Annotated in this window: 23 protein-coding genes, 2 rRNA genes and 1 other annotated feature (2 of these 26 running past the window's edge); all 25 genes read left to right on the forward strand. The window is 43.4% G+C overall.

Annotated elements, in window-relative coordinates; genetic code table 11:
• Nucleotides 1-1,878: ribosomal RNA gene (locus EHS13_RS00955) — 23S ribosomal RNA — on the forward strand (it extends 1,048 nt beyond the left edge of the window).
• A 109-nt stretch (nt 1,879-1,987) separates the two neighbouring features.
• Nucleotides 1,988-2,104 (forward strand): 5S ribosomal RNA (gene rrf, locus EHS13_RS00960).
• A 237-nt stretch (nt 2,105-2,341) separates the two neighbouring features.
• Complete coding sequence (locus EHS13_RS00965) at nt 2,342-2,803, forward strand: CtsR family transcriptional regulator (RefSeq protein ID WP_155705181.1); 462 nt, start codon at nt 2,342-2,344, stop codon at nt 2,801-2,803.
• 38 nt (nt 2,804-2,841) lie between these two features.
• Nucleotides 2,842-3,360 carry a protein-arginine kinase activator protein McsA gene (locus EHS13_RS00970; protein ID WP_155698507.1) on the forward strand — a complete coding sequence of 173 codons (519 nt, stop codon included), beginning with the start codon at nt 2,842-2,844 and terminating at the stop codon, nt 3,358-3,360.
• Nucleotides 3,361-3,421: 61 nt separating this feature from the next.
• On the forward strand, nt 3,422-4,480 hold the full coding sequence (locus tag EHS13_RS00975) for a protein-arginine kinase McsB (protein ID WP_155698509.1): 1,059 nt from the start codon (nt 3,422-3,424) through the stop codon (nt 4,478-4,480).
• A 32-nt stretch (nt 4,481-4,512) separates the two neighbouring features.
• Nucleotides 4,513-6,978 carry an ATP-dependent Clp protease ATP-binding subunit gene (locus EHS13_RS00980; RefSeq protein ID WP_155698511.1) on the forward strand — a complete coding sequence of 822 codons (2,466 nt, stop codon included), beginning with the start codon at nt 4,513-4,515 and terminating at the stop codon, nt 6,976-6,978.
• Nucleotides 6,979-7,124: 146 nt separating this feature from the next.
• The gene (gene radA, locus EHS13_RS00985) at nt 7,125-8,498 is read left to right on the forward strand and encodes a DNA repair protein RadA (protein WP_155698513.1); all 1,374 of its coding nucleotides are present in this window, start codon (nt 7,125-7,127) and stop codon (nt 8,496-8,498) included.
• Between the two features lie 21 nt (nt 8,499-8,519).
• Nucleotides 8,520-9,599: a DNA integrity scanning diadenylate cyclase DisA gene (disA, locus tag EHS13_RS00990; RefSeq protein WP_155698515.1), complete on the forward strand. Its 1,080-nt coding sequence runs from the start codon at nt 8,520-8,522 to the stop codon at nt 9,597-9,599.
• A 95-nt stretch (nt 9,600-9,694) separates the two neighbouring features.
• Nucleotides 9,695-10,438, forward strand: coding sequence for a CDP-diacylglycerol--serine O-phosphatidyltransferase (pssA, locus tag EHS13_RS00995; protein ID WP_155698517.1), 744 nt, complete (start codon nt 9,695-9,697; stop codon nt 10,436-10,438).
• 180 nt (nt 10,439-10,618) lie between these two features.
• Nucleotides 10,619-11,674 carry a PIN/TRAM domain-containing protein gene (locus tag EHS13_RS01000; RefSeq protein ID WP_155698519.1) on the forward strand — a complete coding sequence of 352 codons (1,056 nt, stop codon included), beginning with the start codon at nt 10,619-10,621 and terminating at the stop codon, nt 11,672-11,674.
• A 53-nt stretch (nt 11,675-11,727) separates the two neighbouring features.
• Nucleotides 11,728-12,432: a 2-C-methyl-D-erythritol 4-phosphate cytidylyltransferase gene (ispD, locus tag EHS13_RS01005; protein WP_155698521.1), complete on the forward strand. Its 705-nt coding sequence runs from the start codon at nt 11,728-11,730 to the stop codon at nt 12,430-12,432.
• Nucleotides 12,432-12,914, forward strand: coding sequence for a 2-C-methyl-D-erythritol 2,4-cyclodiphosphate synthase (ispF, locus tag EHS13_RS01010; RefSeq protein ID WP_155698522.1), 483 nt, complete (start codon nt 12,432-12,434; stop codon nt 12,912-12,914). The genes ispD and ispF overlap by 1 nt, the downstream gene beginning before the upstream one ends.
• 47 nt (nt 12,915-12,961) lie before the next feature.
• The gene (gltX, locus tag EHS13_RS01015) at nt 12,962-14,419 is read left to right on the forward strand and encodes a glutamate--tRNA ligase (protein ID WP_155698524.1); all 1,458 of its coding nucleotides are present in this window, start codon (nt 12,962-12,964) and stop codon (nt 14,417-14,419) included.
• 403 nt (nt 14,420-14,822) lie between these two features.
• Nucleotides 14,823-15,491: a serine O-acetyltransferase gene (cysE, locus tag EHS13_RS01020; RefSeq protein WP_155698525.1), complete on the forward strand. Its 669-nt coding sequence runs from the start codon at nt 14,823-14,825 to the stop codon at nt 15,489-15,491.
• A gap of 1 nt (nt 15,492) precedes the next feature.
• Nucleotides 15,493-16,902, forward strand: coding sequence for a cysteine--tRNA ligase (gene cysS / locus EHS13_RS01025; RefSeq protein WP_155698527.1), 1,410 nt, complete (start codon nt 15,493-15,495; stop codon nt 16,900-16,902).
• Between the two features lie 9 nt (nt 16,903-16,911).
• On the forward strand, nt 16,912-17,319 hold the full coding sequence (locus EHS13_RS01030) for a Mini-ribonuclease 3 (RefSeq protein ID WP_155698529.1): 408 nt from the start codon (nt 16,912-16,914) through the stop codon (nt 17,317-17,319).
• A 3-nt stretch (nt 17,320-17,322) separates the two neighbouring features.
• On the forward strand, nt 17,323-18,081 hold the full coding sequence (rlmB, locus tag EHS13_RS01035) for a 23S rRNA (guanosine(2251)-2'-O)-methyltransferase RlmB (RefSeq protein ID WP_155698531.1): 759 nt from the start codon (nt 17,323-17,325) through the stop codon (nt 18,079-18,081).
• Between the two features lie 13 nt (nt 18,082-18,094).
• A complete protein-coding gene (locus EHS13_RS01040) occupies nt 18,095-18,607 on the forward strand; it encodes an NYN domain-containing protein (RefSeq protein WP_155698533.1) in 513 nt (170 codons plus the stop codon).
• A gap of 102 nt (nt 18,608-18,709) precedes the next feature.
• Complete coding sequence (sigH, locus tag EHS13_RS01045; RefSeq protein WP_155698535.1) at nt 18,710-19,360, forward strand: RNA polymerase sporulation sigma factor SigH; 651 nt, start codon at nt 18,710-18,712, stop codon at nt 19,358-19,360.
• Nucleotides 19,361-19,537: 177 nt separating this feature from the next.
• On the forward strand, nt 19,538-19,819 hold the full coding sequence (locus tag EHS13_RS01050; protein ID WP_155698537.1) for a hypothetical protein: 282 nt from the start codon (nt 19,538-19,540) through the stop codon (nt 19,817-19,819).
• A gap of 186 nt (nt 19,820-20,005) precedes the next feature.
• Nucleotides 20,006-20,155 carry a 50S ribosomal protein L33 gene (gene rpmG, locus EHS13_RS01055; RefSeq protein WP_155698539.1) on the forward strand — a complete coding sequence of 50 codons (150 nt, stop codon included), beginning with the start codon at nt 20,006-20,008 and terminating at the stop codon, nt 20,153-20,155.
• A gap of 17 nt (nt 20,156-20,172) precedes the next feature.
• Entirely contained in the window at nt 20,173-20,385 is a 213-nt protein-coding gene (secE, locus tag EHS13_RS01060) for a preprotein translocase subunit SecE (RefSeq protein ID WP_155698541.1), read from the forward strand.
• Between the two features lie 33 nt (nt 20,386-20,418).
• Nucleotides 20,419-20,952 (forward strand): transcription termination/antitermination protein NusG, encoded by a 534-nt coding sequence (nusG, locus tag EHS13_RS01065; RefSeq protein ID WP_155705182.1) that lies wholly within the window; start codon nt 20,419-20,421, stop codon nt 20,950-20,952.
• 78 nt (nt 20,953-21,030) lie between these two features.
• A complete protein-coding gene (gene rplK / locus EHS13_RS01070; protein WP_155698543.1) occupies nt 21,031-21,456 on the forward strand; it encodes a 50S ribosomal protein L11 in 426 nt (141 codons plus the stop codon).
• Nucleotides 21,457-21,508: 52 nt separating this feature from the next.
• Nucleotides 21,509-22,201 carry a 50S ribosomal protein L1 gene (rplA, locus tag EHS13_RS01075; protein ID WP_155698545.1) on the forward strand — a complete coding sequence of 231 codons (693 nt, stop codon included), beginning with the start codon at nt 21,509-21,511 and terminating at the stop codon, nt 22,199-22,201.
• Between the two features lie 46 nt (nt 22,202-22,247).
• Nucleotides 22,248-22,323: a sequence feature (ribosomal protein L10 leader region), on the forward strand; it runs 108 nt beyond the window's last position.

Consider the following 22,323-nt stretch of genomic DNA (forward strand, 5'->3'; position numbering starts at 1 on the left):
AAGTGTGTGTTAAGTGGGAAAGGATGTGGAGTTGCAAAGACAACCAGGATGTTGGCTTAGAAGCAGCCACCATTGAAAGAGTGCGTAATAGCTCACTGGTCGAGTGACTCTGCGCCGAAAATGTAACGGGGCTAAACACGCCACCGAAGCTATGGACTCAACACTTATGGTGTTGTTTGGTAGGGGAGCGTTGTCTATGCTGAGAAGGTGTACCGTAAGGAGCGCTGGAGAGTAGACAAGTGAGAATGCCGGTATAAGTAACGAAAAGACAAGTGAGAATCTTGTCCGCCGAAAGCCTAAGGGTTCCTGAGGAAGGCTCGTCCTCTCAGGGTAAGTCGGGACCTAACGCGAGGCCGAAAGGCGTAGTGGATGGACAACTGGTTGAAATTCCAGTACCACCGTGAACCGTTATGAGCAATGGGGTGACGCAGAAGGGGAAAGATGCAGACGGATGGAAGTGTCTGTGCAAGCAGTGAGGCTAAAGTGTAGGCAAATCCGCACTTTGTTAGGCTAGGCTGTGATGCGGAGGGAAAATTACAGTACCGAAGATCATGTACTCAAGCTGCCAAGAAAAGCCTCTAGCCAGGGAGAAGGTGCCCGTACCGCAAACCGACACAGGTGGGCGAGAAGAGTATTCTAAGGCGCGCGGAACAACTCTCGTTAAGGAACTCGGCAAAATGACCTCGTAACTTCGGGAGAAGAGGTGCCTCGGTAGGGTGAATAGCCCGAGGGGGCCGCAGTGAAAAGGCCCAAGCGACTGTTTAGCAAAAACACAGGTCTGTGCGAAGCCGTAAGGCGAAGTATACGGGCTGACGCCTGCCCGGTGCTGGAAGGTTAAGAGGAGTGGTAAGCCGCAAGGCGAAGCTATGAATTGAAGCCCCAGTAAACGGCGGCCGTAACTATAACGGTCCTAAGGTAGCGAAATTCCTTGTCAGGTAAATTCTGACCCGCACGAATGGCGTAACGACTTGGGCGCTGTCTCAACGAGAGATCCGGTGAAATTTTAATACCTGTGAAGATGCAGGTTACCCGCGACAAGACGGAAAGACCCCATGGAGCTTTACTGTAACTTAATATTGAATTTGGGTATGATCTGTACAGGATAGGTGGGAACCTTTGAGACATGAGCGCCAGCTTGTGTGGAGGTGACGTTGGGATACCACCCTGATCCTACCTAGGTTCTAACCTATGCCCCTGAACCGGGGCAAGGGACCGTGTTAGGTGGACAGTTTGACTGGGGCGGTCGCCTCCTAAAGTGTAACGGAGGCGCCCCAAGGTTCCCTCAGAATGGTTGGAAATCATTCGAAGAGTGCAAAGGCATAAGGGAGCTTGACTGCGAGACCAACAAGTCGAGCAGGGACGAAAGTCGGGCTTAGTGATCCGGTGGTTCCGAATGGAAGGGCCATCGCTCAACGGATAAAAGCTACCCTGGGGATAACAGGCTTATCTCCCCCAAGAGTCCACATCGACGGGGAGGTTTGGCACCTCGATGTCGGCTCATCGCATCCTGGGGCTGAAGTAGGTCCCAAGGGTTGGGCTGTTCGCCCATTAAAGCGGTACGCGAGCTGGGTTCAGAACGTCGTGAGACAGTTCGGTCCCTATCTGTCGTGGGCGCAGGAAATTTGAGAGGAGCTGTCCTTAGTACGAGAGGACCGGGATGGACGTTCCGCTGGTGTACCAGTTGTTCCGCCAGGAGCATCGCTGGGTAGCCAAGAACGGACGGGATAAGCGCTGAAAGCATCTAAGCGTGAAGCCCCCCTCAAGATGAGATTTCCCAGTATGTAAGACCCCTTGTAGACCACGAGGTTGATAGGTTTGAGGTGGAAGTGCAGCAATGTATGGAGCTGACAAATACTAATCGGTCGAGGGCTTACCCCAATAAGACTTCTTATGCAGTCATGTATAAGAAGCAGTGTGTTACCTGGATGTTTCACAACTTTTTGCTTCGTTTCTAGTTTTCAGGGAATAATCCTTGAATTGCACCGCGTTTGGTAATGATGGCGGAGGGGAACCACGCGTTCCCATCTCGAACACGACCGTTAAGCCCTCCAGCGCCAAGGGTACTTGAACCGCAGGGTTCTGGGAGAGTAGGACGTTGCCAAGCAAAACAAAAAGCCTTTTGGGTTTATTCCCAGAAGGCTTTTTTTCGTTATCTGCTGCCATTTGATTCTTCCTATATAAAGCGATATTATCTGTCTATAATGGGAATAAATAAGGATGAGAATTAGTAAACTCAGATTGGTTCGACAAAGCACTTGGCAAATTAAAAATTAGTGCTATAATGTAGTTAAGGTCAAAGAAAGTCAAAGTCAATTTGTTCTGGAATTGGGGGATGAAATTGATGCGAAATGCTTCTGAAGTGATCGAGCAGTATCTTAAGCAGATATTGCTGCAAAGCCCGCTTGGGATTATCGAAATCCAGCGGAATGATTTAGCCGATCAGTTTCAATGTGTTCCGTCACAAATTAACTACGTGATTAGCACGCGGTTTACGTTTGAGAAGGGTTATATCGTGGAAAGCAAACGCGGCGGTGGTGGCTACATCCGGATTCAACAGGTGGAGTTAACTTCACACGGCTCGATTTTTGATCATATCTCTTGCACTATAGGTGGACATATCGATCAAACAACATCGGAAGGTTTGTTATATCAATTGAAAGAAGGGGAATATATTACCCTTCGGGAGGCAAAGCTGATTCAAGCAGCCTTATCGCGTGATGTTCTGCTATTTAAGCTTCCTTTTCGCGATGAATTTCGTGCCAGCTTGTTAAAGGTTATGCTAACTGCTTTACTTAGTAAGTAATAATTTGGCTTAATGAACGATTGGGGGGATTGAGACCAATGCTTTGTCAGGAATGTGAAAAGAGACCTTCCACCTTACATTTTACGAAGATTGTAAACGGAGAAAAGACGGAATTCCATATATGTGAAGCTTGTGCTCGCGAGAAAGGCGAGATGATTCCGGGCACACCAAATGGGTTCTCAATCCATAACTTGTTATCGGGGCTTCTAGCTTTTGATCCAAGTATAGCTAAGGGATTAGGTGTTAAAACAGTACCCCTGCGTTGTGAGCAATGTGGTTTAACGTATGCACAATTCAGTAAATTAGGCAGATTTGGCTGTAGCTCCTGTTATACTCATTTTTCTGACCGTTTGGATCCATTAATCAAAAGAGTACATGGAAATATAGGTCATGTTGGTAAAGTGCCTAAACGCTCCGGTGGACTTATACAATATAAAAGAGAAATCGAGCTCCTTAAGAAAGAACTGCTTGATCGTATAGAAAATGAAGAATTTGAGCATGCGGCAACAGTGAGAGATCAAATTCGTGAATTAGAGAAGAAGCTCATTGAGCTCTAGCGTAGTTTCTCGACTTACACGCTATGAAATTCATTTTTTAAATTCTAGAGGAGGTGTTGCCATGACATTAGGCCGTTTTACGGATAATGCATTAAGTGATTGGATGAAACGCGAGGGTCCGGATTCCGATATTGTCATAAGCAGCCGAATTCGAATTGCTCGTAACCTGCGGCCTTTTTCCTTTCCGATGCTTGCAACCAATCAGCAATCCAAGGAAGTGTTGGATCAAGTAGAGGAAGCTTCGCGGAATGAGGAGCTGGAAACGATCAGCCACTTTGAATTCATTCACCTATCGGATATGAAGGAACTTGAGAAAATGGTGCTGGTGGAAAAGCATTTAATCAGCCCATCGCTAGCCAACGATTCACGTAATGGAGCTGTGATGCTGAACGAAAATGAATCGATCAGTATTATGATAAATGAAGAAGATCATTTGCGAATTCAATGCATGAGTCCAGGCTTTCAGATTAGGGAAGCGTGGGATATGGCTAATCAAATTGATGATGTATTTGAGAATCAATTGGAATACGCCTTTGACGAAAAAAGAGGTTATCTAACGAGTTGTCCAACCAATGTAGGGACAGGGATTCGTGCTTCAGTCATGCTTCATCTACCAGCTTTGGTGCTTACCCAGCAAATCAATCGTATTTTATCAGCGATCACACAAGTTGGTTTAGCTGTTAGAGGGCTTTATGGTGAAGGCAGCGAGGCTATAGGCAATTTATTTCAAATTTCGAACCAGATCACTCTGGGCCAATCGGAAGAAGAAATTATTGATAATTTATATAGTGTGGTAAGACAAATTATTGAGCACGAAAGAGCGGCAAGACAGAAGCTTCTTTCGGAATCCAAGCATTGGATCAATGATAGAGTCAGTCGTTCCTTTGGAATATTGTCACATGCTGTTATTATGGATTCTAAGGAAGCTGCACAAAGACTTTCGGATGTTAGATTAGGGGTCGACCTCGAGATGATACCGAATGTTTCCAGCAGTGTTCTCAATGAAATGCTTGTTATGACACAGCCCGGATTCCTTCAACAGGATGCGGGGCATAAGCTATCAGCCGAGGAAAGAGATATCAGACGCGCCGAAATGATACGCGCTCAATTCGCTAAGTAATATGGTATACTAATTCATGGAGGTGCATTCTTATGATGTTTGGTAGATTCACGGAACGAGCACAAAAGGTGCTTGCTTTAGCACAAGAAGAAGCGGTCCGTCTTGGTCATAATAATATCGGTACAGAGCATATTTTATTGGGATTGATTCGTGAAAGCGAAGGAATTGCTGCAAAAGCCTTAATCGCCTTAAACCTCGGTTTAGAGAAAATTCAGGATGAAGTCGAGTCTTTGATTGGCAGAGGCCAGGAGCAGCCGACTAATATTGCTTACACTCCCCGTGCTAAGAAGGTTATTGAGCTTTCCATGGACGAAGCCCGTAAACTGGGACATACGTACGTAGGCACAGAGCATATTCTGCTTGGTTTAATTCGCGAAGGCGAAGGTGTAGCGGCAAGAGTACTTAATAATTTAGGTGTTTCTTTAAATAAAGCACGTCAACAGGTTTTGCAATTGTTGGGAAGCAGTGAAGTGGTCTCTTCTCACCACGGCAGTCCAGCCAACGTTAATACGCCTACTCTGGATGGTCTAGCACGCGATTTAACAGCTTTTGCTAAAGAAGGCCATTTGGATCCCGTTATTGGACGCAGTAAAGAAATTGAGCGCGTGATTCAGGTCCTAAGTCGTCGTACTAAGAACAATCCTGTATTGATCGGCGAGCCTGGTGTTGGTAAAACAGCGGTTGCTGAAGGGCTAGCTCAGAAGATTATTAACAATGAAATTCCAGAAACCTTGCGCGACAAGAGAGTTATGACGCTGGATATGGGCTCTGTGGTAGCTGGTACTAAATATCGTGGAGAATTTGAAGATCGTTTGAAGAAGATTATGGATGAGATCCGGACTGCAGGGAATATCATTCTATTCATCGATGAATTGCACACTTTAATTGGTGCAGGCGGTGCAGAAGGTGCCATTGACGCTTCTAATATTCTAAAACCAGCATTAGCACGTGGTGAATTACAATGTATTGGTGCGACTACATTAGATGAATACCGTAAATATATTGAAAAAGATGCCGCTTTGGAAAGACGTTTTCAACCGATTCAGGTTGATGAGCCTACTAAAGACGAAGCAGTCCAAATTTTGTTCGGACTACGTGACCGCTATGAAGCCCATCACCGTGTGAAAATCACAGATGCAGCTATCTATGAAGCTGTTAAGCTATCCGATCGCTACATTACAGATCGTTTCTTACCAGACAAAGCGATTGATTTAATTGATGAAGCTGGCTCGAAAGTACGTTTGCGTTCTTATACAGTACCACCTTCCTTGAAGCAAATGGAAAGCAAGCTAGAAGATGTCCGTAAGGAAAAAGATTCTGCTGTGCAAAGCCAAGAGTTTGAAAAAGCAGCTGCATTACGTGACAATGAGCAAAAGCTTCGTGAAGAGCTGGATATTACGAAGAATGAGTGGAAAGAAAAGCAAGGCAGAACAGATTCTGAGGTCACGCCTGAGGATATCGCGCAAATTGTTGCAAGCTGGACAGGAATTCCAGTCAGTCAGTTGAAGGAAGAAGAAACGGAGCGCTTGCTAAAAATGGAGTCGATTCTTCATGAAAGAGTCATTGGTCAAGACGAAGCTGTTAAATCAGTTAGTCGCGCAATTCGCCGTGCACGTGCAGGTCTTAAAGACCCAAGACGTCCAATGGGATCCTTTATCTTCTTAGGCCCAACAGGCGTTGGTAAAACAGAGCTGGCTAGAGCATTAGCTGGAGCGATGTTTGGTGATGAGAATGCTGTAATTCGAATTGATATGTCCGAGTACATGGAGAAGCATTCCACTTCACGTTTGGTTGGAGCGCCTCCAGGTTATGTTGGCTATGAAGAAGGCGGACAATTAACCGAGAAGGTTCGTCGCAAGCCGTATTCTGTAGTCTTGTTGGATGAGATTGAAAAAGCCCATCCAGAGGTTTTCAATATTCTATTGCAAGTGTTGGAGGATGGACGCTTAACCGATTCCAAAGGCCGTACTGTCGATTTCCGCAATACTTTAATTATCATGACCTCTAATGTTGGAGCCGAGATGATTAAGAAGAATTCTTCATTGGGTTTCACGGCCGCTCAAGATGGTGGAAAAGATTACACGAATATGAAGGAAAAAGTCCTTGCCGAGTTGAAGAAAAGCTTCCGTCCCGAGTTTTTAAATCGGATAGATGAATCCATTGTCTTCCATTCCTTGGATGAAGAGCATATTCTAAAGATTGTAAGTTTGATGGCTGAAGACTTACGCCTTCGTCTGAAAGAGCAAGATATTGATTTCTCATTAAGCGATGAAGCGAAGAAATTCCTAGCTAATGCAGGCTTTGATCCAACATACGGAGCACGTCCGCTTCGCAGAGCGATTCAGAAGCATATTGAGGATCATCTTTCTGAAGAGCTGCTAAAAGGTAACATTGCCAAAGGTGACTCCCTTACTTTTGAAGTGAAAGATGGCGAGCTAGTTGTGCTTAACAACTTGGCGAATACCAAGGACACTAAAGAAGTAGTTGCAAAGAAATAATCTTCTTCCCATAAAAAAGCTATTCCCGACCACCTTAACGTGGTTAGGAGTAGCTTTTATTTTTTTGCTGAATCGCTAGATGGGCTTTTCACCCCTCCGCCAAAGTGGTAAACTTGAATACAATTAGTATCATTAGGAGAAAACAGATGGCAAAGGTAAAAACAAAGTTTTTTTGTCAGGAATGCGGGTTTGAGTCCGCTAAATGGTTAGGGAAGTGCACGAGCTGCCAGGCTTGGAATAGCTTTGTCGAAGAGCTGGAGACTACAGAAGTCAAGACACAGGGAATGAATACACCGTTTTTACGCTCCCAGGAAAAAGCGATTTCGATTCTGGATATTGAAAGTGTCAGCGATCAACGGATTGTAACGAATAACTTAGAATTGAATCGAGTGCTCGGCGGAGGTGTAGTGCCTGGCTCGTTGATTTTAGTTGGTGGAGATCCGGGGATTGGGAAATCAACGCTTTTATTGCAAACCTCTCATGAGCTTACACAAAAAGGGCTAAAGGTTTTATATATTTCGGGGGAAGAATCTGCCAAACAAACGAAAATTCGCGCAGAGCGATTAAATGCGCTCTCTCCTTTACTTTATGTGCTTTGTGAGACGAACCTCGAGTTTATAATGGAAGCGATCGAACAAGTACAGCCGCAATTTTTGGTCATTGATTCAATTCAAACCGTGTACCATCCAACCATCGCTTCTGCGCCAGGAAGTGTTTCACAGGTACGTGAATGCACCTCTCATTTTATGCGTATTGCTAAGGTGAAGGGGATTGCCACAGTATTGGTGGGGCACGTTACCAAAGATGGCGCTATTGCTGGGCCGCGAATGCTGGAGCATATGGTGGATTGTGTGCTCTATTTTGAAGGGGAACGCCATCATACTTATCGCCTGTTGCGGGCTGTCAAAAATCGCTTTGGTTCGACGAATGAAATTGGGATTTTTGAAATGACCGAGGATGGGCTTAGAGAAGTTAATAATCCATCCGAGCTATTCCTCTCAGAGCGTCCTTTAGGTGTGGCTGGATCAATAGTTGTAGCAAGCATGGAAGGTACGAGACCTGTACTGGTTGAACTGCAAGCGCTTGTCTGTGCGACCAACTTTCCATCGCCGCGAAGAATGTCGACGGGTATTGAACACAATCGATTGTCGTTAATAATTGCCGTTTTAGAAAAACGGATTGGTTTCTTTCTGCAAAATCAGGATGCCTATATCAATTTAGCTGGTGGAGTTAAGCTGGATGAGCCTGCTGTAGACCTCGCTGTTGCCGTCAGTATTGCCTCAAGCTTTCGCGACCAACCCACACAGCCCTATGATGTGGTCTTCGGTGAAATTGGGCTTACAGGCGAAGTGAGAGGGGTATCGCGAGTCGATCAAAGAGTGAAGGAAGCACACAAGCTCGGATTCAAGCGCGTAATCATGCCAGAAAAAAGCTTAAAGGGTTGGACACCGCCGTCAGGTATCGAAGTAATCGGAGTTCAGACTGTAGCAGAGGCACTAAAAGTAGCATTTCGTGAATAACCTTAGTAGAGGGGGGTAGATATGGTTAAAGAGGATAGCAAGCAAGATGTCATTTATGATTTGTTACCCATGGTAGCGCCAGGCACGGCATTTCGTGATGGGTTAGAGAATGTACTTCGTGCTAAAACCGGCGCATTGATAGTTGTTGGCTATAATCCCGAAGTGATGGGGATTGTTGACGGAGGATTCTCGATAAATTGTGAATTTTCGCCCAACTATTTGTATGAGCTTGCCAAAATGGACGGAGCGATTATTCTCAGCGATGATGTGAAACGGATCCTTTATGCGAACACACAATTAATCCCTGATTCTGCCATCAGCTCTATCGAAACGGGAATTCGCCATCGAACTGCGGAGCGGGTAGCTAAACAAACAGGGAATTTGGTTATCTCGATTTCACAGCGCCGCAACGTGATTACTTTATATCAGGGCAATTTACGCTATTCCTTGAAGGATTTAGCCGTTATTTTAACCAAAGCCAATCAAGCGATACAGACGCTGGAAAAATATAAAGTCGTGCTCGATCAAGTCATGACTAATTTAAGTGCATTGGAATTCGAAGAATTGGTCACTCTACATGATGTTGCCGTAACACTGCGACGTGTGGAAATGGTGCTAAGAATTAAATTGGAAATCAATCGTTATATCATCGAGCTTGGAACCGAAGGTCGATTGATCCGTATGCAATTAGATGAGCTGGTTGCCAAAACAGAGCATGATGCTTTACTATTGCTGAAGGATTATTGTCGCGATTCGAGTGAAGAGAAAGTTAAAGAAATGAAAGTAGCCATGAAGCGATTGAGTACCGAAGAACTCTTGGATTATCAAGTGATTGTTCGTTTGCTCGGTTTCCCTTCAACAAACGCAAGCTTAGAGGAGATTGTAGCTCCAAGAGGCTTTCGGGTATTGAATAAAATTCCAAGGTTACCAGCAATTATCATTGCGAATTTAGTTGAAAACTTCAAGCATTTGAAGCCTATATTAGCAGCATCTATCAAGGAATTAGATGAGGTAGATGGGATTGGCGAAGTCCGAGCACGTGCAATTAAAGAAGGACTGACGCGAATAAAAGATCAGATGTTCATTGACAGACATATCTAATTTTAATATAATTTAACGATTAGTGTTATACTGCTAACAGGCAAGATTTAACAAGTTGTCCGTATGCAGTAAGAATGAAACAAGGTGGTTAACTGATGATCAGAAATTCTGTTCCCAATATGTTTACCATAGGTAACCTTTTCTTGGGAATTGTTGCTATTATCTTGGTGTTTAATGAAAATCCGCCATTAGCGGCAATGTTTGTCATTATAGCGATGTTAATGGATGGCTTGGATGGCAGAGTAGCAAGAGCTTTAAATGCCCAAAGTGAGTTTGGCAAAGAATTGGATTCGCTTTCTGACGTGATTTCGTTTGGTGTAGCTCCAGCCTTCATCATGTACGTTGTTGCTTTTAAAGATGCAGTGTCGATTAATGAACCAACCACTTGGATTGTAACAGCGATTTTCCCAATTTGCGGAGCTTTGCGTTTAGCTAGGTTTAATGTAGTTGCGGGAACACCTGGCTATTTCATTGGGCTTCCGATTCCTGCAGCAGGTGGAATATTAGCAACACTAGCTTTATTCTCTAAAGAATTATCTCCCTATGTTCTATTGATCAGCACATTGCTGTTATCCTTCTTGATGGTCAGCCGAGTTAAATATCCAAATTTCAAAAGATCAGGAATTCCTAAGGCAGCTATTTGGATAACACCGATTATTGTCATAGCTGCTGTTGTATTAGCCATCCAATTCCCGAGCTCCTTATCTAAAATGATTTTCATACCTTTAGTTATCTACGCGCTCTATGGGCTAAAAAAAAACGTTGAGCGGCTGTTCCGCCCACTTAGAAAAAGAAGCCGAGAAGCCAAAGAAGCCGCTCGCTCTGATTCTCAACTTTAGGTAACTTCTTCACAATCAAAACTTAATACATCCCAATAAAAAGCATTTATTCCCCTACATTAGGGAATAAATGCTTATTTTTTTCTCCAATCCTATTGGATTCATCTGTTTTGGAGGTTTAGTATCCCAAGTTTATGTTCATAATTGTAAAGAATTCATGCTTACGAAAGAGGTGCAGCCATGTTTAAGAAATGGATAAAGTTTTTATGTGCGATGCTAGGAGGAATTATTGGATTCCAGTGGAATGGTCTGCTGGGTGTAGTGGAGTTTAGAGGACAAGCTTTTTGGATGATGCTTTTGGGAGCTCTTTTATTTTATGTCATTGCCTCTTGGGTAGATCGCTTGGGTGGATGGCTGATTCATAAAGGGGAGGCAAAGGTAGCCAGCTTTCCGATTTCGGATTTAATTGCAGCGACAGTGGGACTTATTCTTGGTTTATTCGTCTCAGTTTTGTTATTTCCGTCATTAGGAAGGTTAGACATGGGAGGGGCGGTTTTGCCAGTGATGATGACTATAGTTCTCGGTAGCATTGGAATTCGTTTAGGCTACTCGCGCAGAGAAGATGTATCTTCATTTATGACCTTATTTCAAGCAAGCAAGAGCACTGAAAATGAGAGGCCGCTATATGAAGAGCACAAGATTTTAGATACAAGCGTCATTATTGACGGCAGAATTGCTGATATTTGTAAAACAGGATTTATTGAAGGAACGTTGGTTATCCCCGAATTCGTTCTAGAAGAACTGCAGCATATTGCCGATTCTTCAGATCTGCTGAAACGTAATCGCGGGCGTAGAGGGCTCGACATTTTGAACAAAATTCAAAAAGAGCTTGAAGTCAAAGTGATGATTTATGAAGGTGATTTTGAAGAAATTAGTGAAGTGGATAGCAAGCTTATCCGTTTGGCTAAGGTGCTGCATGGCAAGGTTATCACTAATGATTTCAACCTAAATAAGGTATGTGAACTTCAAGGGGTATCGGTGCTTAACATTAATGACTTGGCCAACGCAGTCAAGCCCGTAGTATTGCCGGGTGAGGAAATTATCGTTCAGGTTATTAAAGATGGTAAGGAGCATGGACAGGGTGTGGCCTATCTGGATGATGGCACAATGATTGTCGTGGAAGGCGGCCGTGAGTATATCGGACATACGATGGAGGTTATGGTAACCAGTGTGCTGCAAACCTCAGCAGGACGGATGATCTTCGCCAAACCGAAATTGTTGGAAAAAGCGCAATAAAACGATTACTATAGTAACAGGATAGTATCGTATATTGGGCAGGAGTTAGAGGGATGAATCAGCAGTTCGGAGTTGTTGTAGTAGCCGCAGGCAAGGGCTCGCGTATGGGATCAACGGAAAGCAAGCAGTACTTGCTTATGGATCATAAGCCAATTCTTGTACATACATTAGAGGTTTTTCAGAATATAGCTGAGGTATCCAGTATCGTTTTAGTTATCGGTGCAGGTGATGAAAGTCGCTGTGAGCAATATACAGAGCAATACAAGCTTACTAAAGTTAGCCAGATTCTTAGCGGTGGCAGCGAGCGGCAAGCTTCCGTTCTAAAAGGTCTTCGCGCCTTACCGCTTGATACCAATTGGGTATTGGTCCACGATGGAGTACGCCCTTTTGTTACAAGGCGTGATGTCTTAGCCTGCTGGCAGCAAGCCATTCAAGAGGGAGCAGCCGTACTGGCAGTTCCAGTCAAAGATACCATTAAAGTAGTAGATTATGCTGGATATATTGAATCAACGCCGAATCGGCGGAGCTTGTGGGCGATCCAAACCCCACAGGCTTTTCGGCTTGGGGATTTAATAAATGCGCATGAGCAGGCTGAGGCAGACGAATTTATAGGCACAGATGATGCTATGCTGCTGGAACGATTGGGAAGCAAAGTGGCTATTGTCGAAGGCAGCTATACCAATATAAAAATTACGACACCAGAGGATTTAACATGGGCAGAGTTCAGCATTCAGCGAGATAAAGGGGAGAATAAATAATGATTCGGATTGGACAAGGCTTTGATGTGCATCAATTAGTAGCAGGGCGTAAATGTATCATCGGTGGTGTGGATATTCCTTTTGAACTAGGGCTGTTAGGGCATTCCGATGCAGATGTGCTGCTCCATACTATAAGTGATGCAATATTAGGCGCATTAGCAATGGGGGATATCGGCAAGCATTTTCCAGATACGGATCCTGACTTTAAAGATGCGGACAGCTTGAAATTACTGCTGCATGTTTGGAATTTTGCTATTGAACGAGGTTATCGTTTGGGCAATTTAGATGCAACGATCATTGCCCAACAGCCAAAGATGGCTCCCTATATTCCGCAAATGGTCGAAGTAATTGCCAAAGCTCTAGGGGCCGAAGCCTCACAAGTGAATGTGAAAGCAACAACAACCGAGAAGCTGGGGTTTACCGGCCGTGGAGAAGGTATTGCGGCGCAAGCGGTTGTTTGTCTAGTTAAGAATATGCTATGATCGATGGAATTAACGATTTACAGTAGGAAACTAAAGGGGATATCAAAATGACTAAAGAAGTACGTGTACGTTATGCACCCAGTCCAACCGGACATCTTCATATAGGCAATGCCAGAACAGCCTTATTTAATTATTTATTTGCACGTAATTTAAACGGTAAATTCATCATTCGTATAGAAGATACAGATGTGAAACGCAATGTGGAGGGCGGCGAAGAAAGTCAGCTTAAATATTTACGTTGGCTCGGTATCGACTGGGATGAAAGCATTGACGTTGGAGGTCCATACGGTCCTTATAGACAAACAGAGCGAATCGAGATTTACAATAAATATTGGCAGCAGCTTATAGAGCAAAATCTAGCTTATAAGTGTTACTGTACGGAAGAGGAATTGGAGCTGGAGCGGGAAGAGCAAACGGCTCGTGGCGAAACCCCTCATTATGCAGGCAAACATAGCAACCTGACTACAGAGCAGCAGCTTGCTTTTGAAGCGGAAGGGCGCAAACCAAGCGTGCGTTTCCGTGTAAAGGCAGGCCAAACCTATACTTTCGATGACATGGTTAAAGGAACGATTTCTTTTGAAGGCGATGGGATTGGCGATTTTGTCATTGTCAAAAAAGACGGTATTCCAACATACAATTTTGCTGTAGTTATTGATGATGAATTAATGAAGATCTCTCACGTTTTACGCGGGGAGGATCATATTTCTAATACACCGCGGCAGCTGATGATCTATGAAGCGCTTGGCTGGGAGCCGCCTATTTTTGGGCATATGACACTTATTGTCAACGAGCACCATAAAAAGCTTAGTAAGCGCGATGAATCCATTGTGCAATTTATTTCTCAATATGATGATTTGGGTTATTTACCGGAAGCATTGTTTAACTTTATCGTCTTACTAGGCTGGTCTCCAGTTGGCGAACAAGAGATTTTCTCCCGTGAGGAATTAATCGGAATTTTCACAGCCAGCCGTCTTTCCAAAAGCCCTGCTGTATTCGATACGAACAAGCTCAGCCATATCAACGGCCACTATATCAAGGCGCTTGAGCTGCCTGAATTGGTAGATCTTTGCATTCCGCACTTGCAAAAAGCGGGTCTTGTTCCGACAGAAGTAGATGCTGCTTTACTCGAGTGGATCACGGCGCTAGTTGCCTTGAATCGCGATAAACTTAAGGCTGCAGCAGAGATCGTAGAGCACTCCGAGGTGTTTTTCGCTGAAGAGTTACATTTAGATGAAGAAGCGCAGGCATTATTAACCGAAGAATATGTGCCGATTATCTTAAAAAGCTTTCTTGCACAGGTGGAACAGATCGAAATTTTGGAAGCAAGCGCAGTCCAAGTGATGATGAAGCAGGTCCAAGCGGAAACTGGCTTTAAAGGCAAACCTTTGTTTATGTCGATTCGTGTCGCATTGACGGGTCATGCACATGGTCCAGATTTAAATGCTTCCTTATTCCTGCTCGGGAAAAATAAAGTCATCGCTCGCCTACAGAAAATATTGTCATAGATCAACTTATTCGGTATACTATAATCCATAATCTTATTAAAGAACGCGATGATCAGACAAGTACGATACAAGAAGGGTTTTCCAGAGAGGATATTCGACTGCGACAAGGTACGGGCATGAATTGCACGTTAACTGTATCTGCAGCTCGGCTGTGAAATATCTACTCCCCTTGTGCGGAAATGCATCTGTGAGCAGATCTAACCATGAGTGTTTATTCATGGCTTGAACCGGGTTGCTCCCGATATCAGCTTTCAAGAGACTACCTTTCTATTGGGTGTCAAGCAGAGTGGAACCGCGTAATTTACGCCTCTGCAGCATAATTGCTGCGGGGGCTTTTTGTGTTTATTGAGCGATACTGTTAATGGGGAGATTGTTACCTGTTAGCAGAAAAAGGGGAATGAACATGTTTGCAAAGATTCGATCGGATATAAAAGCGGTATTTGATAATGACCCAGCAGCCCGCGGTATATTTGAAGTATTGTTTACTTACTCAGGACTGCATGCTATTTGGTCGCATCGTATAGCTCATTGGTTATATCTGAGAAAGCTTTATACCTTAGCCCGCTTTATCTCTCAATGCAGCCGCTTTGTAACAGGAATTGAGATTCACCCTGGAGCTCGAATTGGGCAACGCTTTTTCATTGATCATGGGATGGGTGTTGTCATCGGTGAAACGTGCGTAATTGGGGATGATGTTCTGCTATATCAAGGGGTCACCTTAGGAGGAACCGGCAAAGAAAAAGGTGAAAAGCGCCATCCTACAATTGGTAATAATGTTGTGATCTCTGCAGGGGCTAAGGTGGTAGGCTCCTTTACGGTCGGTGATAATTCACGAATTGGCGCTAATTCTGTAGTGCTTATTGAAGTGCCATCGAACTCAACGGTAGTCGGGATTCCAGGCAAGATCGTCAAACGCAATGGTGTGCGAGTAACGGGCCGTTTGGATCAAGATAAAAATGTAGATCCTGTAATGGACTTATGCAAACAGCTGCAGCTGCAAATAGATGCACTGAAGCAGCAAATAGAAGCGCAAGATAAGCTACTTAAACGAGAACATGGAGGAACAGCTTAGGATGACACTTAAAATTTATAATACTTTAACGCGTAAGAAAGACACGTTTCAATCTATAGAGCCAGGTAAAGTCAAAATGTATGTTTGCGGCCCGACGGTGTACGACTATATTCATATCGGGAATGCCAGACCTTCGATATTTTTTGATGTGGCAAGACGTTATTTGACCATCTTGGGTTATGATGTGACCTATGTAGTGAACATTACCGATGTAGACGATAAAATGATTCGCAAAGCAGAGCAATTAAATACGGATGTTTCAGCTGTTGGTGAACAATTTATTACTGCCTTTTTGGAAGATAGCAAAGGATTAGGTATTCATGAAGCGATTCATCCGCGTGTAACGGATAATATGGATGAAATTGTGGCATTTATTGCTGAGCTTGTTGCTAAGGACCTCGCTTATGAAAGCGGCGGAGATGTTTATTTTCGAACAGATAAATTTGCTGAATATGGGAAGCTTTCTCGACAAAACTTAGATGAACTGCAATTTGGGATTCGTGTAGAGGTGGATGAGCGCAAGGAGCAGCCTCAGGATTTTGTGCTTTGGAAAAAAGCGAAGCCAAACGAAATTTCTTGGTCTAGTCCTTGGGGAGAAGGCAGGCCAGGCTGGCATATTGAATGCTCAGCTTTGGTTAAGAAGTATCTCGGAACGACGATTGACATCCATGGTGGAGGGCAGGATTTGCAGTTCCCGCATCATGAATGTGAAATTGCCCAAACCGAGTCCCTGAGCGGTCAACCCATGGCCAATTATTGGATGCACAACGGCTATATCAACATCAACGATCAGAAAATGTCCAAATCGCTCGGCAATGGCTTCAATGTACGTGATTTGTTGAAAAATGTCGGTTCACATGTCATTCGTTTTTTCGTGTTATCGGCGCATTACCGGAATCCGTTAAGCTACAGTGACGACTTGATCCAACAGGCGCAAAGCAGCTTAGAGCGGTTAAATAATTGTGTAGCTAATGTACAGCATAGATTGCAGAATGATCTGGAATCAAAAGCAACGGATGCAGCTGCAGAGCTTAAGTTTGAAACTGCTATCCGTGCGACACTAGATTATTTTATGCAAAAAATGGATGATGACTTCAATACTGCGGATGCGGTAACTGCTATGTTCGACCTGGTGAATGAAACCAATCAATATTTACAACAAACCAATGTGACAGCAGCTACATTAAACCTTATATTAGAGCAATTTAAAACGATGGACGCTGTATTGGGTATACTAGAAGAACCCAAGTCCAATCTTTTGGATGAAGAAATCGAGCGTTTAATGGAACAGCGTGTTGAAGCAAGAGCAACTAAGAATTGGAAGCTGGCGGATGAGATCAGAGACCTGCTCGTAGAAAAAGGGATTGTGCTTGAAGATACACCTCAAGGCATTCGCTGGCGGCGGAAGTGAGTGAATACTATGGACTGGAACCTATTCTCTTTTCCTCCTGCTAAAGAACCGAAGCATCTAAATCCCTTGGTATTGGCCTATATCGGCGATGCGATTTATGAGGTTTTTATTCGGCAATACATGATTTCCTTAACGAATCATCGTCCCCATCATTTACACAAGCAGTCTTCTACATTTGTATCAGCGCGTGCCCAATCTAAAGCTTTAACCCAATGGCTGCCGCTGTTAACAGAGGAAGAAATCGATATGGTCAAAAGAGGCCGCAACGCTAAGTCAGGTAGTGTCCCGCGAAATGCAGATGTTCTGGAATATCGACATAGCACAGCTTTTGAATGCTTAATTGGTTACTTGTACTATCAAAAAGAATATGAAAGACTGCAAACTTTAATGATGATGACTGTAACGGGGGGAAGCTAACGAATGGAAGATCAGAAAAGCTCGGAAGAATATATCGGAGGCAAGCACCCTATCTTAGAAGCCATGAGAGCCGGCCGGACGATTAATAAAATATGGATTGCCGATAACGCACAAAAGCATTATTCGGGACCGATTATTGCTGAAGCCAAAGAACTAGGCATTCTTGTGCAAACCGCAGATCGCCGCAAAATTGACCAAATGCTCGAAGGGGTGCAGACCCAGGGAGTGGTTGCTCAAGTTGCCGCATATGATTATGTAGAAGTAGAGGATATCCTGCGGATTGCCAAAGAAAAAGGCCAAGAACCATTAATTCTCATCTTGGATGAGATCGAAGATCCGCATAATTTAGGCTCGATTCTGAGATCGGCAGATTGTACAGGTGTACATGGTGTAATTATTCCCAAACGGAGATCGGTTGGATTAACCGCTACAGTTGCCAAAACCTCAGCCGGTGCGATCGAGTATGTACCCGTCGCGAAAGTAACTAATATTGCGCAAACTATTGAGGCTTTGAAGAAAAAAGGGGTATGGATCGCTGGAGCAGATGGTGATGCTAAGAGTACCGTATACCAGAATGATTTGACCATTCCGCTAGCTATTGTTATTGGTAATGAAGGCAATGGCATAGGGCGACTAATTAAAGAAAAATGCGATTTTCTAATTAAGCTCCCGATGTTTGGCCAAATTAATTCATTGAATGCCTCAGTTGCAGCGTCGGTCATTTTGTACGAAGCTGTCCGCCAGCGGCATATTAAGAAATAAAGAGCGTGGAAGCATGAACGAATTCCTTGTTGTGGATGGCTATAACATCATAGGTGCGTGGCCGCAATTGGTTAAACTAAAGGATATTAATCTGGAAGAGGCGCGTGATCAGCTGATTCACATGCTTGCTGATTATCAAGCTTTTACAGGTATTCAAGTGTGTCTTGTCTTTGATGCTTATCATATTCCTGGACTCGGGGGTAAATATGAGATGAGCAAGCTGCGCATAGTTTACACCAAAGAGAAGGAAACAGCAGATGAGCTGATTGAAAGCTTGGTTAGTGAAATGATTGGCAGAAGGAAGCGGGTATATGTGGCTACTTCAGATATGACGGAACAGAATGTGATATTTGGAAAAGGGGCCTTGCGACTTTCGGCGCGTGAGCTACTCGAAAAGATTAAAGAAAACGATAAAGAATTACGTCGCAAAATAGGTGAGAGCGCATCCCCTACAAGGAACTCGCTAGATAATAATTTGTCTAAAGAGCTCAAACAATTGTTTGAGAAATGGCGTAGAGGTCACTAATTAATTTCCAGCTAGTTGACGATAATTGACGACATCATGTATACTGAACCTAGCTTTGTTCACACAGGAAGTAGCCTTACAGGCTGGGCCGGAGGGATTTTAGTGAGTGTCCACCTCAATAATTTAACAATTGGCGAATTTGAGCTCCATAGCGACGAAGTAAATGTTGGGGCTGTCCACGATGGCAATAGTGATGCGTTGGAGTATTTAATCAACAAATATCGCAACTTTGTAAGGGCAAAAGCTCGCTCTTATTTCCTTATAGGCGCCGACCGTGAGGATATTGTGCAAGAGGGTATGATCGGTTTGTATAAAGCGATACGCGATTTTCGCGGGGACAAGCTGGCTTCTTTTAAAGCGTTTGCGGAGCTATGCATCACTCGTCAGATTATTACAGCGATTAAGACAGCAACACGTCAGAAGCATATTCCTTTAAATTCTTACGTTTCCTTGGACAAACCCATTTATGATGAAGATTCAGACCGCACTTTGCTTGATGTTATTTGTGGAACTAAGGTAACAGATCCAGAGGAATTGATTATTAATCAAGAAGAATTTAGTGGACTTGAAGATAAAATGGGGGAAATTCTGAGCGAGCTAGAGCGAAGAGTTTTGATGCATTACCTAGATGGTAGATCCTATCAGGAAATTGCCGTTGATTTGGACAGGCATGTTAAATCGATAGATAACGCATTGCAGCGAGTGAAACGAAAACTAGAACGTTATTTGGAAGTAAGAGACCTTATCATATAGTATCCCGCTAACAAAGGGGATGCTTTTTTATTGTTTTTTTCGTAGAATTCAATGAATTTTACAATTTGATATCTGGGAATTCTCCATTTTCTTCTTTTGAAGTAGTGGTATCATTGATTGCGTTAGCACTTTCAATATACCGAATAAAGGAGGAAATGTTGTGAAAAGAGGATTTAAATGTTTGGCAGTATCCTTATTATTATTGATAAGCATGCTGATAGTACTTGTTCCACAGGGCGCTGTTGTTGCTTCGGGAAATTCAGTGGAACGGAACGTAAACAGGTTTGGCCGAGCAGCGGATGGAAAGCGATCAACTATAACGATTTTACAGGAATATCTCACGATATTTCCATACCTGTTGCAGCAAATGATTACATCTATTTTATCGTTAACAAAAAAGGAAGCATTACCGCCGATGCAACAGTATGGGATCCTACAATTCGATATACGGGACTATAAGAATACGCCCTCTTCCAAATTGTTACTAGAAGAGGGCGTATAATGCATTAGGTAGAGCATACTTTATCTTGACATGCAAATGCCATTGTGATAAAGTGTCTTAGGTAACTCTAAATTGTCGGTTCATTTCCTGAGAAGACAAGTCAGGGTTCTTTAATTTCAGAGGTCGACTTAGGGGGTGTAACTATGCGGGTTATTATTACATTAGCATGTTTGAATTGTAAGCAAAGAAACTATGTCTCTAACAAGAATAAGCGAAACAATCCGGACCGCATGGAGAAGAAGAAGTATTGCAAGTTTTGCAATGAACATTCCATTCATCGCGAGACTAGGTAGTTTGTGGAGGTGTAGAGATGGCGTTTTTAGGTAAATTGAAGGATAATTTTAGCACCTCTTTCTCTTTTTTCGGTGACAGCTGGGCTGAACTGAAGAAAGTAAAGTGGCCAAACCGTAAGGAATTAACCAGCTACACAATTGTTGTTGTGTCAGTAGTTATTTTCGTTACAATCTATTTCGCCATACTCGACACTATAATCTCTGAGATAGTCAGATTGGTTACCAAATAAATGGAAAACCAAACTAAATTATCAGCAGCGGATATGGAAAAAAGATGGTATGTAGTTCATACCTATTCTGGGTATGAGAACAAAGTCAAAGCCAATTTAGAAAAACGTGTGGAATCCATGAATATGCTGGATAAGATATTCCGTGTTCTTGTTCCTATGGAAGAAGAGCTTGTAAACAAAGACGGTAAGAAGAAAATCGTCATGCGTAAAGTTTACCCGGGATATGTACTAGTCGAAATGGTTCAAACGGATGACTCTTGGTATGTCGTGCGTAATACACCGGGGGTAACTGGATTTGTAGGTTCTACAGGATCCGGGTCAAAGCCTACGGCGCTATTGCCGGAAGAAGTGGAGTCCATCCTTAAACATATGGGTATGGAAGAACCGAAGCCGAAGATTGACTTTGAATTAAAGGAAGTCGTTCGTGTCAAAGAAGGTCCTTTTGCCAACTTTGTCGGATCGGTTGAGGAAATTTTGGCTGACAAGAGCAAGCTTAGAGTTCTTGTTAACATGTTTGGAAGAGAAACCCCAGTTGAGCTAGATTTTACTCAAGTGGAAAAATTATAAGCTAGACGTTTTAATGGTTTCCAAAGGTGGGAGGGGCTAGCCCCGTTAGACCACACTACTTGCAAGGAGGTGTCTCGCATGGCAAAAAAGGTTATTAAAGTAGTTAAATTACAGGTTAATGCAGGTAAGGCAAATCCAGCACCACCGATCGGTCCAGCATTGGGTCAAGCAGGCGTGAACATTATGATGTTCTGTAAGGAATTTAATGCGCGTACAGCAGATCAAGTGGGTTTAATTATCCCTGTAGAAATCTCGGTTTTTGAAGATCGGTCCTTTACATTTATTTGCAAAACTCCACCAGCAGCAGTATTGCTTCGTGTAGTTGCAGGAATTGCTAAGGGTTCAGGCGAACCGAACAAGAAGAAAGTCGCTACAGTGAAACGTGATAAAGTACGTGAAATCGCTGAGCAAAAAATGCCCGATCTAAACGCTGCATCTATTGAAGCTGCAATGAGTATGGTTGAAGGTACAGCTCGCAGCATGGGAATTACAATCGTAGACTAACCCGCACGTCAGTGGGAGGGTAATCCGCTAAAACCACGAAGGAGGAAAAAGAATGGCAAAGCATGGTAAGAAGTACAATGAAGCGCTTAAATTAGTAGACCAAGAAGCTCTATATGAGCCAATGGATGCTGTTGTTTTAGTTAAAAAAGCATCTACAGCGAAGTTTGATGAAACTGTAGAAGTTGCTGTACGCTTGGGAGTTGATTCCAAGAAACAAGATCAAGCAGTTCGCGGAGTGGTAGTATTGCCACACGGAACAGGGAAAACTAAACGCGTTTTAGTTTTTGCAAAAGGCGAAAAAATCAAAGAAGCAGAAGCAGCGGGTGCTGACTTTGTTGGTGATCAAGATATGATCATTAAGATTCAACAAGGCTGGTCTGATTTTGATGTTTGCGTAGCTACACCTGATATGATGAGTGAAGTAGGTAAATTGGGTCGTATTCTCGGTGGTAAAGGTTTAATGCCAAACCCGAAAGCCGGCACAGTTACTTTTGACGTAACGAAAGCAGTTCAAGAAATTAAGGCTGGTAAGATTGAGTACCGCCTTGATAAAGCTGGACAAATTCATGCGCCAATCGGCAAAATTTCTTTTGACGATACTAAGCTTAATGAAAACTTACGCGCACTGATCGAGGCTTTGATTAGATCGAAACCAGCTGCAGCCAAAGGCGTATACTTGAAGAATGCAGCTATTTCTTCAACAATGGGTCCAAGCGTAACGTTGAGTTTAACATCATTTAGATAATTACCATTTGACTTCTTGTCAGATGCATGGTATCTTAAATGAGGTTTTTAAGTTGAATATGCTACCGTAGACAGCAGGTGCTCTTATACGCTTAACAAGCAATTATTGCTCGTTACCTGTAA

Origin of the sequence: Paenibacillus psychroresistens (assembly GCF_009728935.1) — a bacterium.
Lineage (GTDB): Bacteria > Bacillota > Bacilli > Paenibacillales > NBRC-103111 > Paenibacillus_AC > Paenibacillus_AC psychroresistens.

Excerpts from the sequence above, each read along its gene's own strand:
- EHS13_RS00970 (WP_155698507.1), top strand. The coding sequence starts at position 2,842 with ATGCTTTGTCAGGAATGTGAAAAGAGACCTTCCACCTTACATTTTACG.
- cysE (WP_155698525.1), top strand. The coding sequence starts at position 14,823 with ATGTTTGCAAAGATTCGATCGGATATAAAAGCGGTATTTGATAATGAC.
- EHS13_RS01030 (WP_155698529.1), top strand. The coding sequence starts at position 16,912 with ATGGACTGGAACCTATTCTCTTTTCCTCCTGCTAAAGAACCGAAGCAT.
- rlmB (WP_155698531.1), top strand. The coding sequence starts at position 17,323 with ATGGAAGATCAGAAAAGCTCGGAAGAATATATCGGAGGCAAGCACCCT.
- EHS13_RS00980 (WP_155698511.1), top strand. The coding sequence starts at position 4,513 with ATGATGTTTGGTAGATTCACGGAACGAGCACAAAAGGTGCTTGCTTTA.
- rpmG (WP_155698539.1), top strand. The coding sequence starts at position 20,006 with ATGCGGGTTATTATTACATTAGCATGTTTGAATTGTAAGCAAAGAAAC.
- rplK (WP_155698543.1), top strand. The coding sequence starts at position 21,031 with ATGGCAAAAAAGGTTATTAAAGTAGTTAAATTACAGGTTAATGCAGGT.
- disA (WP_155698515.1), top strand. The coding sequence starts at position 8,520 with ATGGTTAAAGAGGATAGCAAGCAAGATGTCATTTATGATTTGTTACCC.
- gltX (WP_155698524.1), top strand. The coding sequence starts at position 12,962 with ATGACTAAAGAAGTACGTGTACGTTATGCACCCAGTCCAACCGGACAT.
- EHS13_RS01040 (WP_155698533.1), top strand. The coding sequence starts at position 18,095 with ATGAACGAATTCCTTGTTGTGGATGGCTATAACATCATAGGTGCGTGG.
- pssA (WP_155698517.1), top strand. The coding sequence starts at position 9,695 with ATGATCAGAAATTCTGTTCCCAATATGTTTACCATAGGTAACCTTTTC.
- ispD (WP_155698521.1), top strand. The coding sequence starts at position 11,728 with ATGAATCAGCAGTTCGGAGTTGTTGTAGTAGCCGCAGGCAAGGGCTCG.
- EHS13_RS00965 (WP_155705181.1), top strand. The coding sequence starts at position 2,342 with ATGCGAAATGCTTCTGAAGTGATCGAGCAGTATCTTAAGCAGATATTG.
- cysS (WP_155698527.1), top strand. The coding sequence starts at position 15,493 with ATGACACTTAAAATTTATAATACTTTAACGCGTAAGAAAGACACGTTT.
- EHS13_RS01000 (WP_155698519.1), top strand. The coding sequence starts at position 10,619 with ATGTTTAAGAAATGGATAAAGTTTTTATGTGCGATGCTAGGAGGAATT.
- secE (WP_155698541.1), top strand. The coding sequence starts at position 20,173 with ATGGCGTTTTTAGGTAAATTGAAGGATAATTTTAGCACCTCTTTCTCT.
- ispF (WP_155698522.1), top strand. The coding sequence starts at position 12,432 with ATGATTCGGATTGGACAAGGCTTTGATGTGCATCAATTAGTAGCAGGG.
- EHS13_RS01050 (WP_155698537.1), top strand. The coding sequence starts at position 19,538 with ATGTTTGGCAGTATCCTTATTATTATTGATAAGCATGCTGATAGTACT.
- nusG (WP_155705182.1), top strand. The coding sequence starts at position 20,419 with ATGGAAAAAAGATGGTATGTAGTTCATACCTATTCTGGGTATGAGAAC.
- radA (WP_155698513.1), top strand. The coding sequence starts at position 7,125 with ATGGCAAAGGTAAAAACAAAGTTTTTTTGTCAGGAATGCGGGTTTGAG.
- EHS13_RS00975 (WP_155698509.1), top strand. The coding sequence starts at position 3,422 with ATGACATTAGGCCGTTTTACGGATAATGCATTAAGTGATTGGATGAAA.
- rplA (WP_155698545.1), top strand. The coding sequence starts at position 21,509 with ATGGCAAAGCATGGTAAGAAGTACAATGAAGCGCTTAAATTAGTAGAC.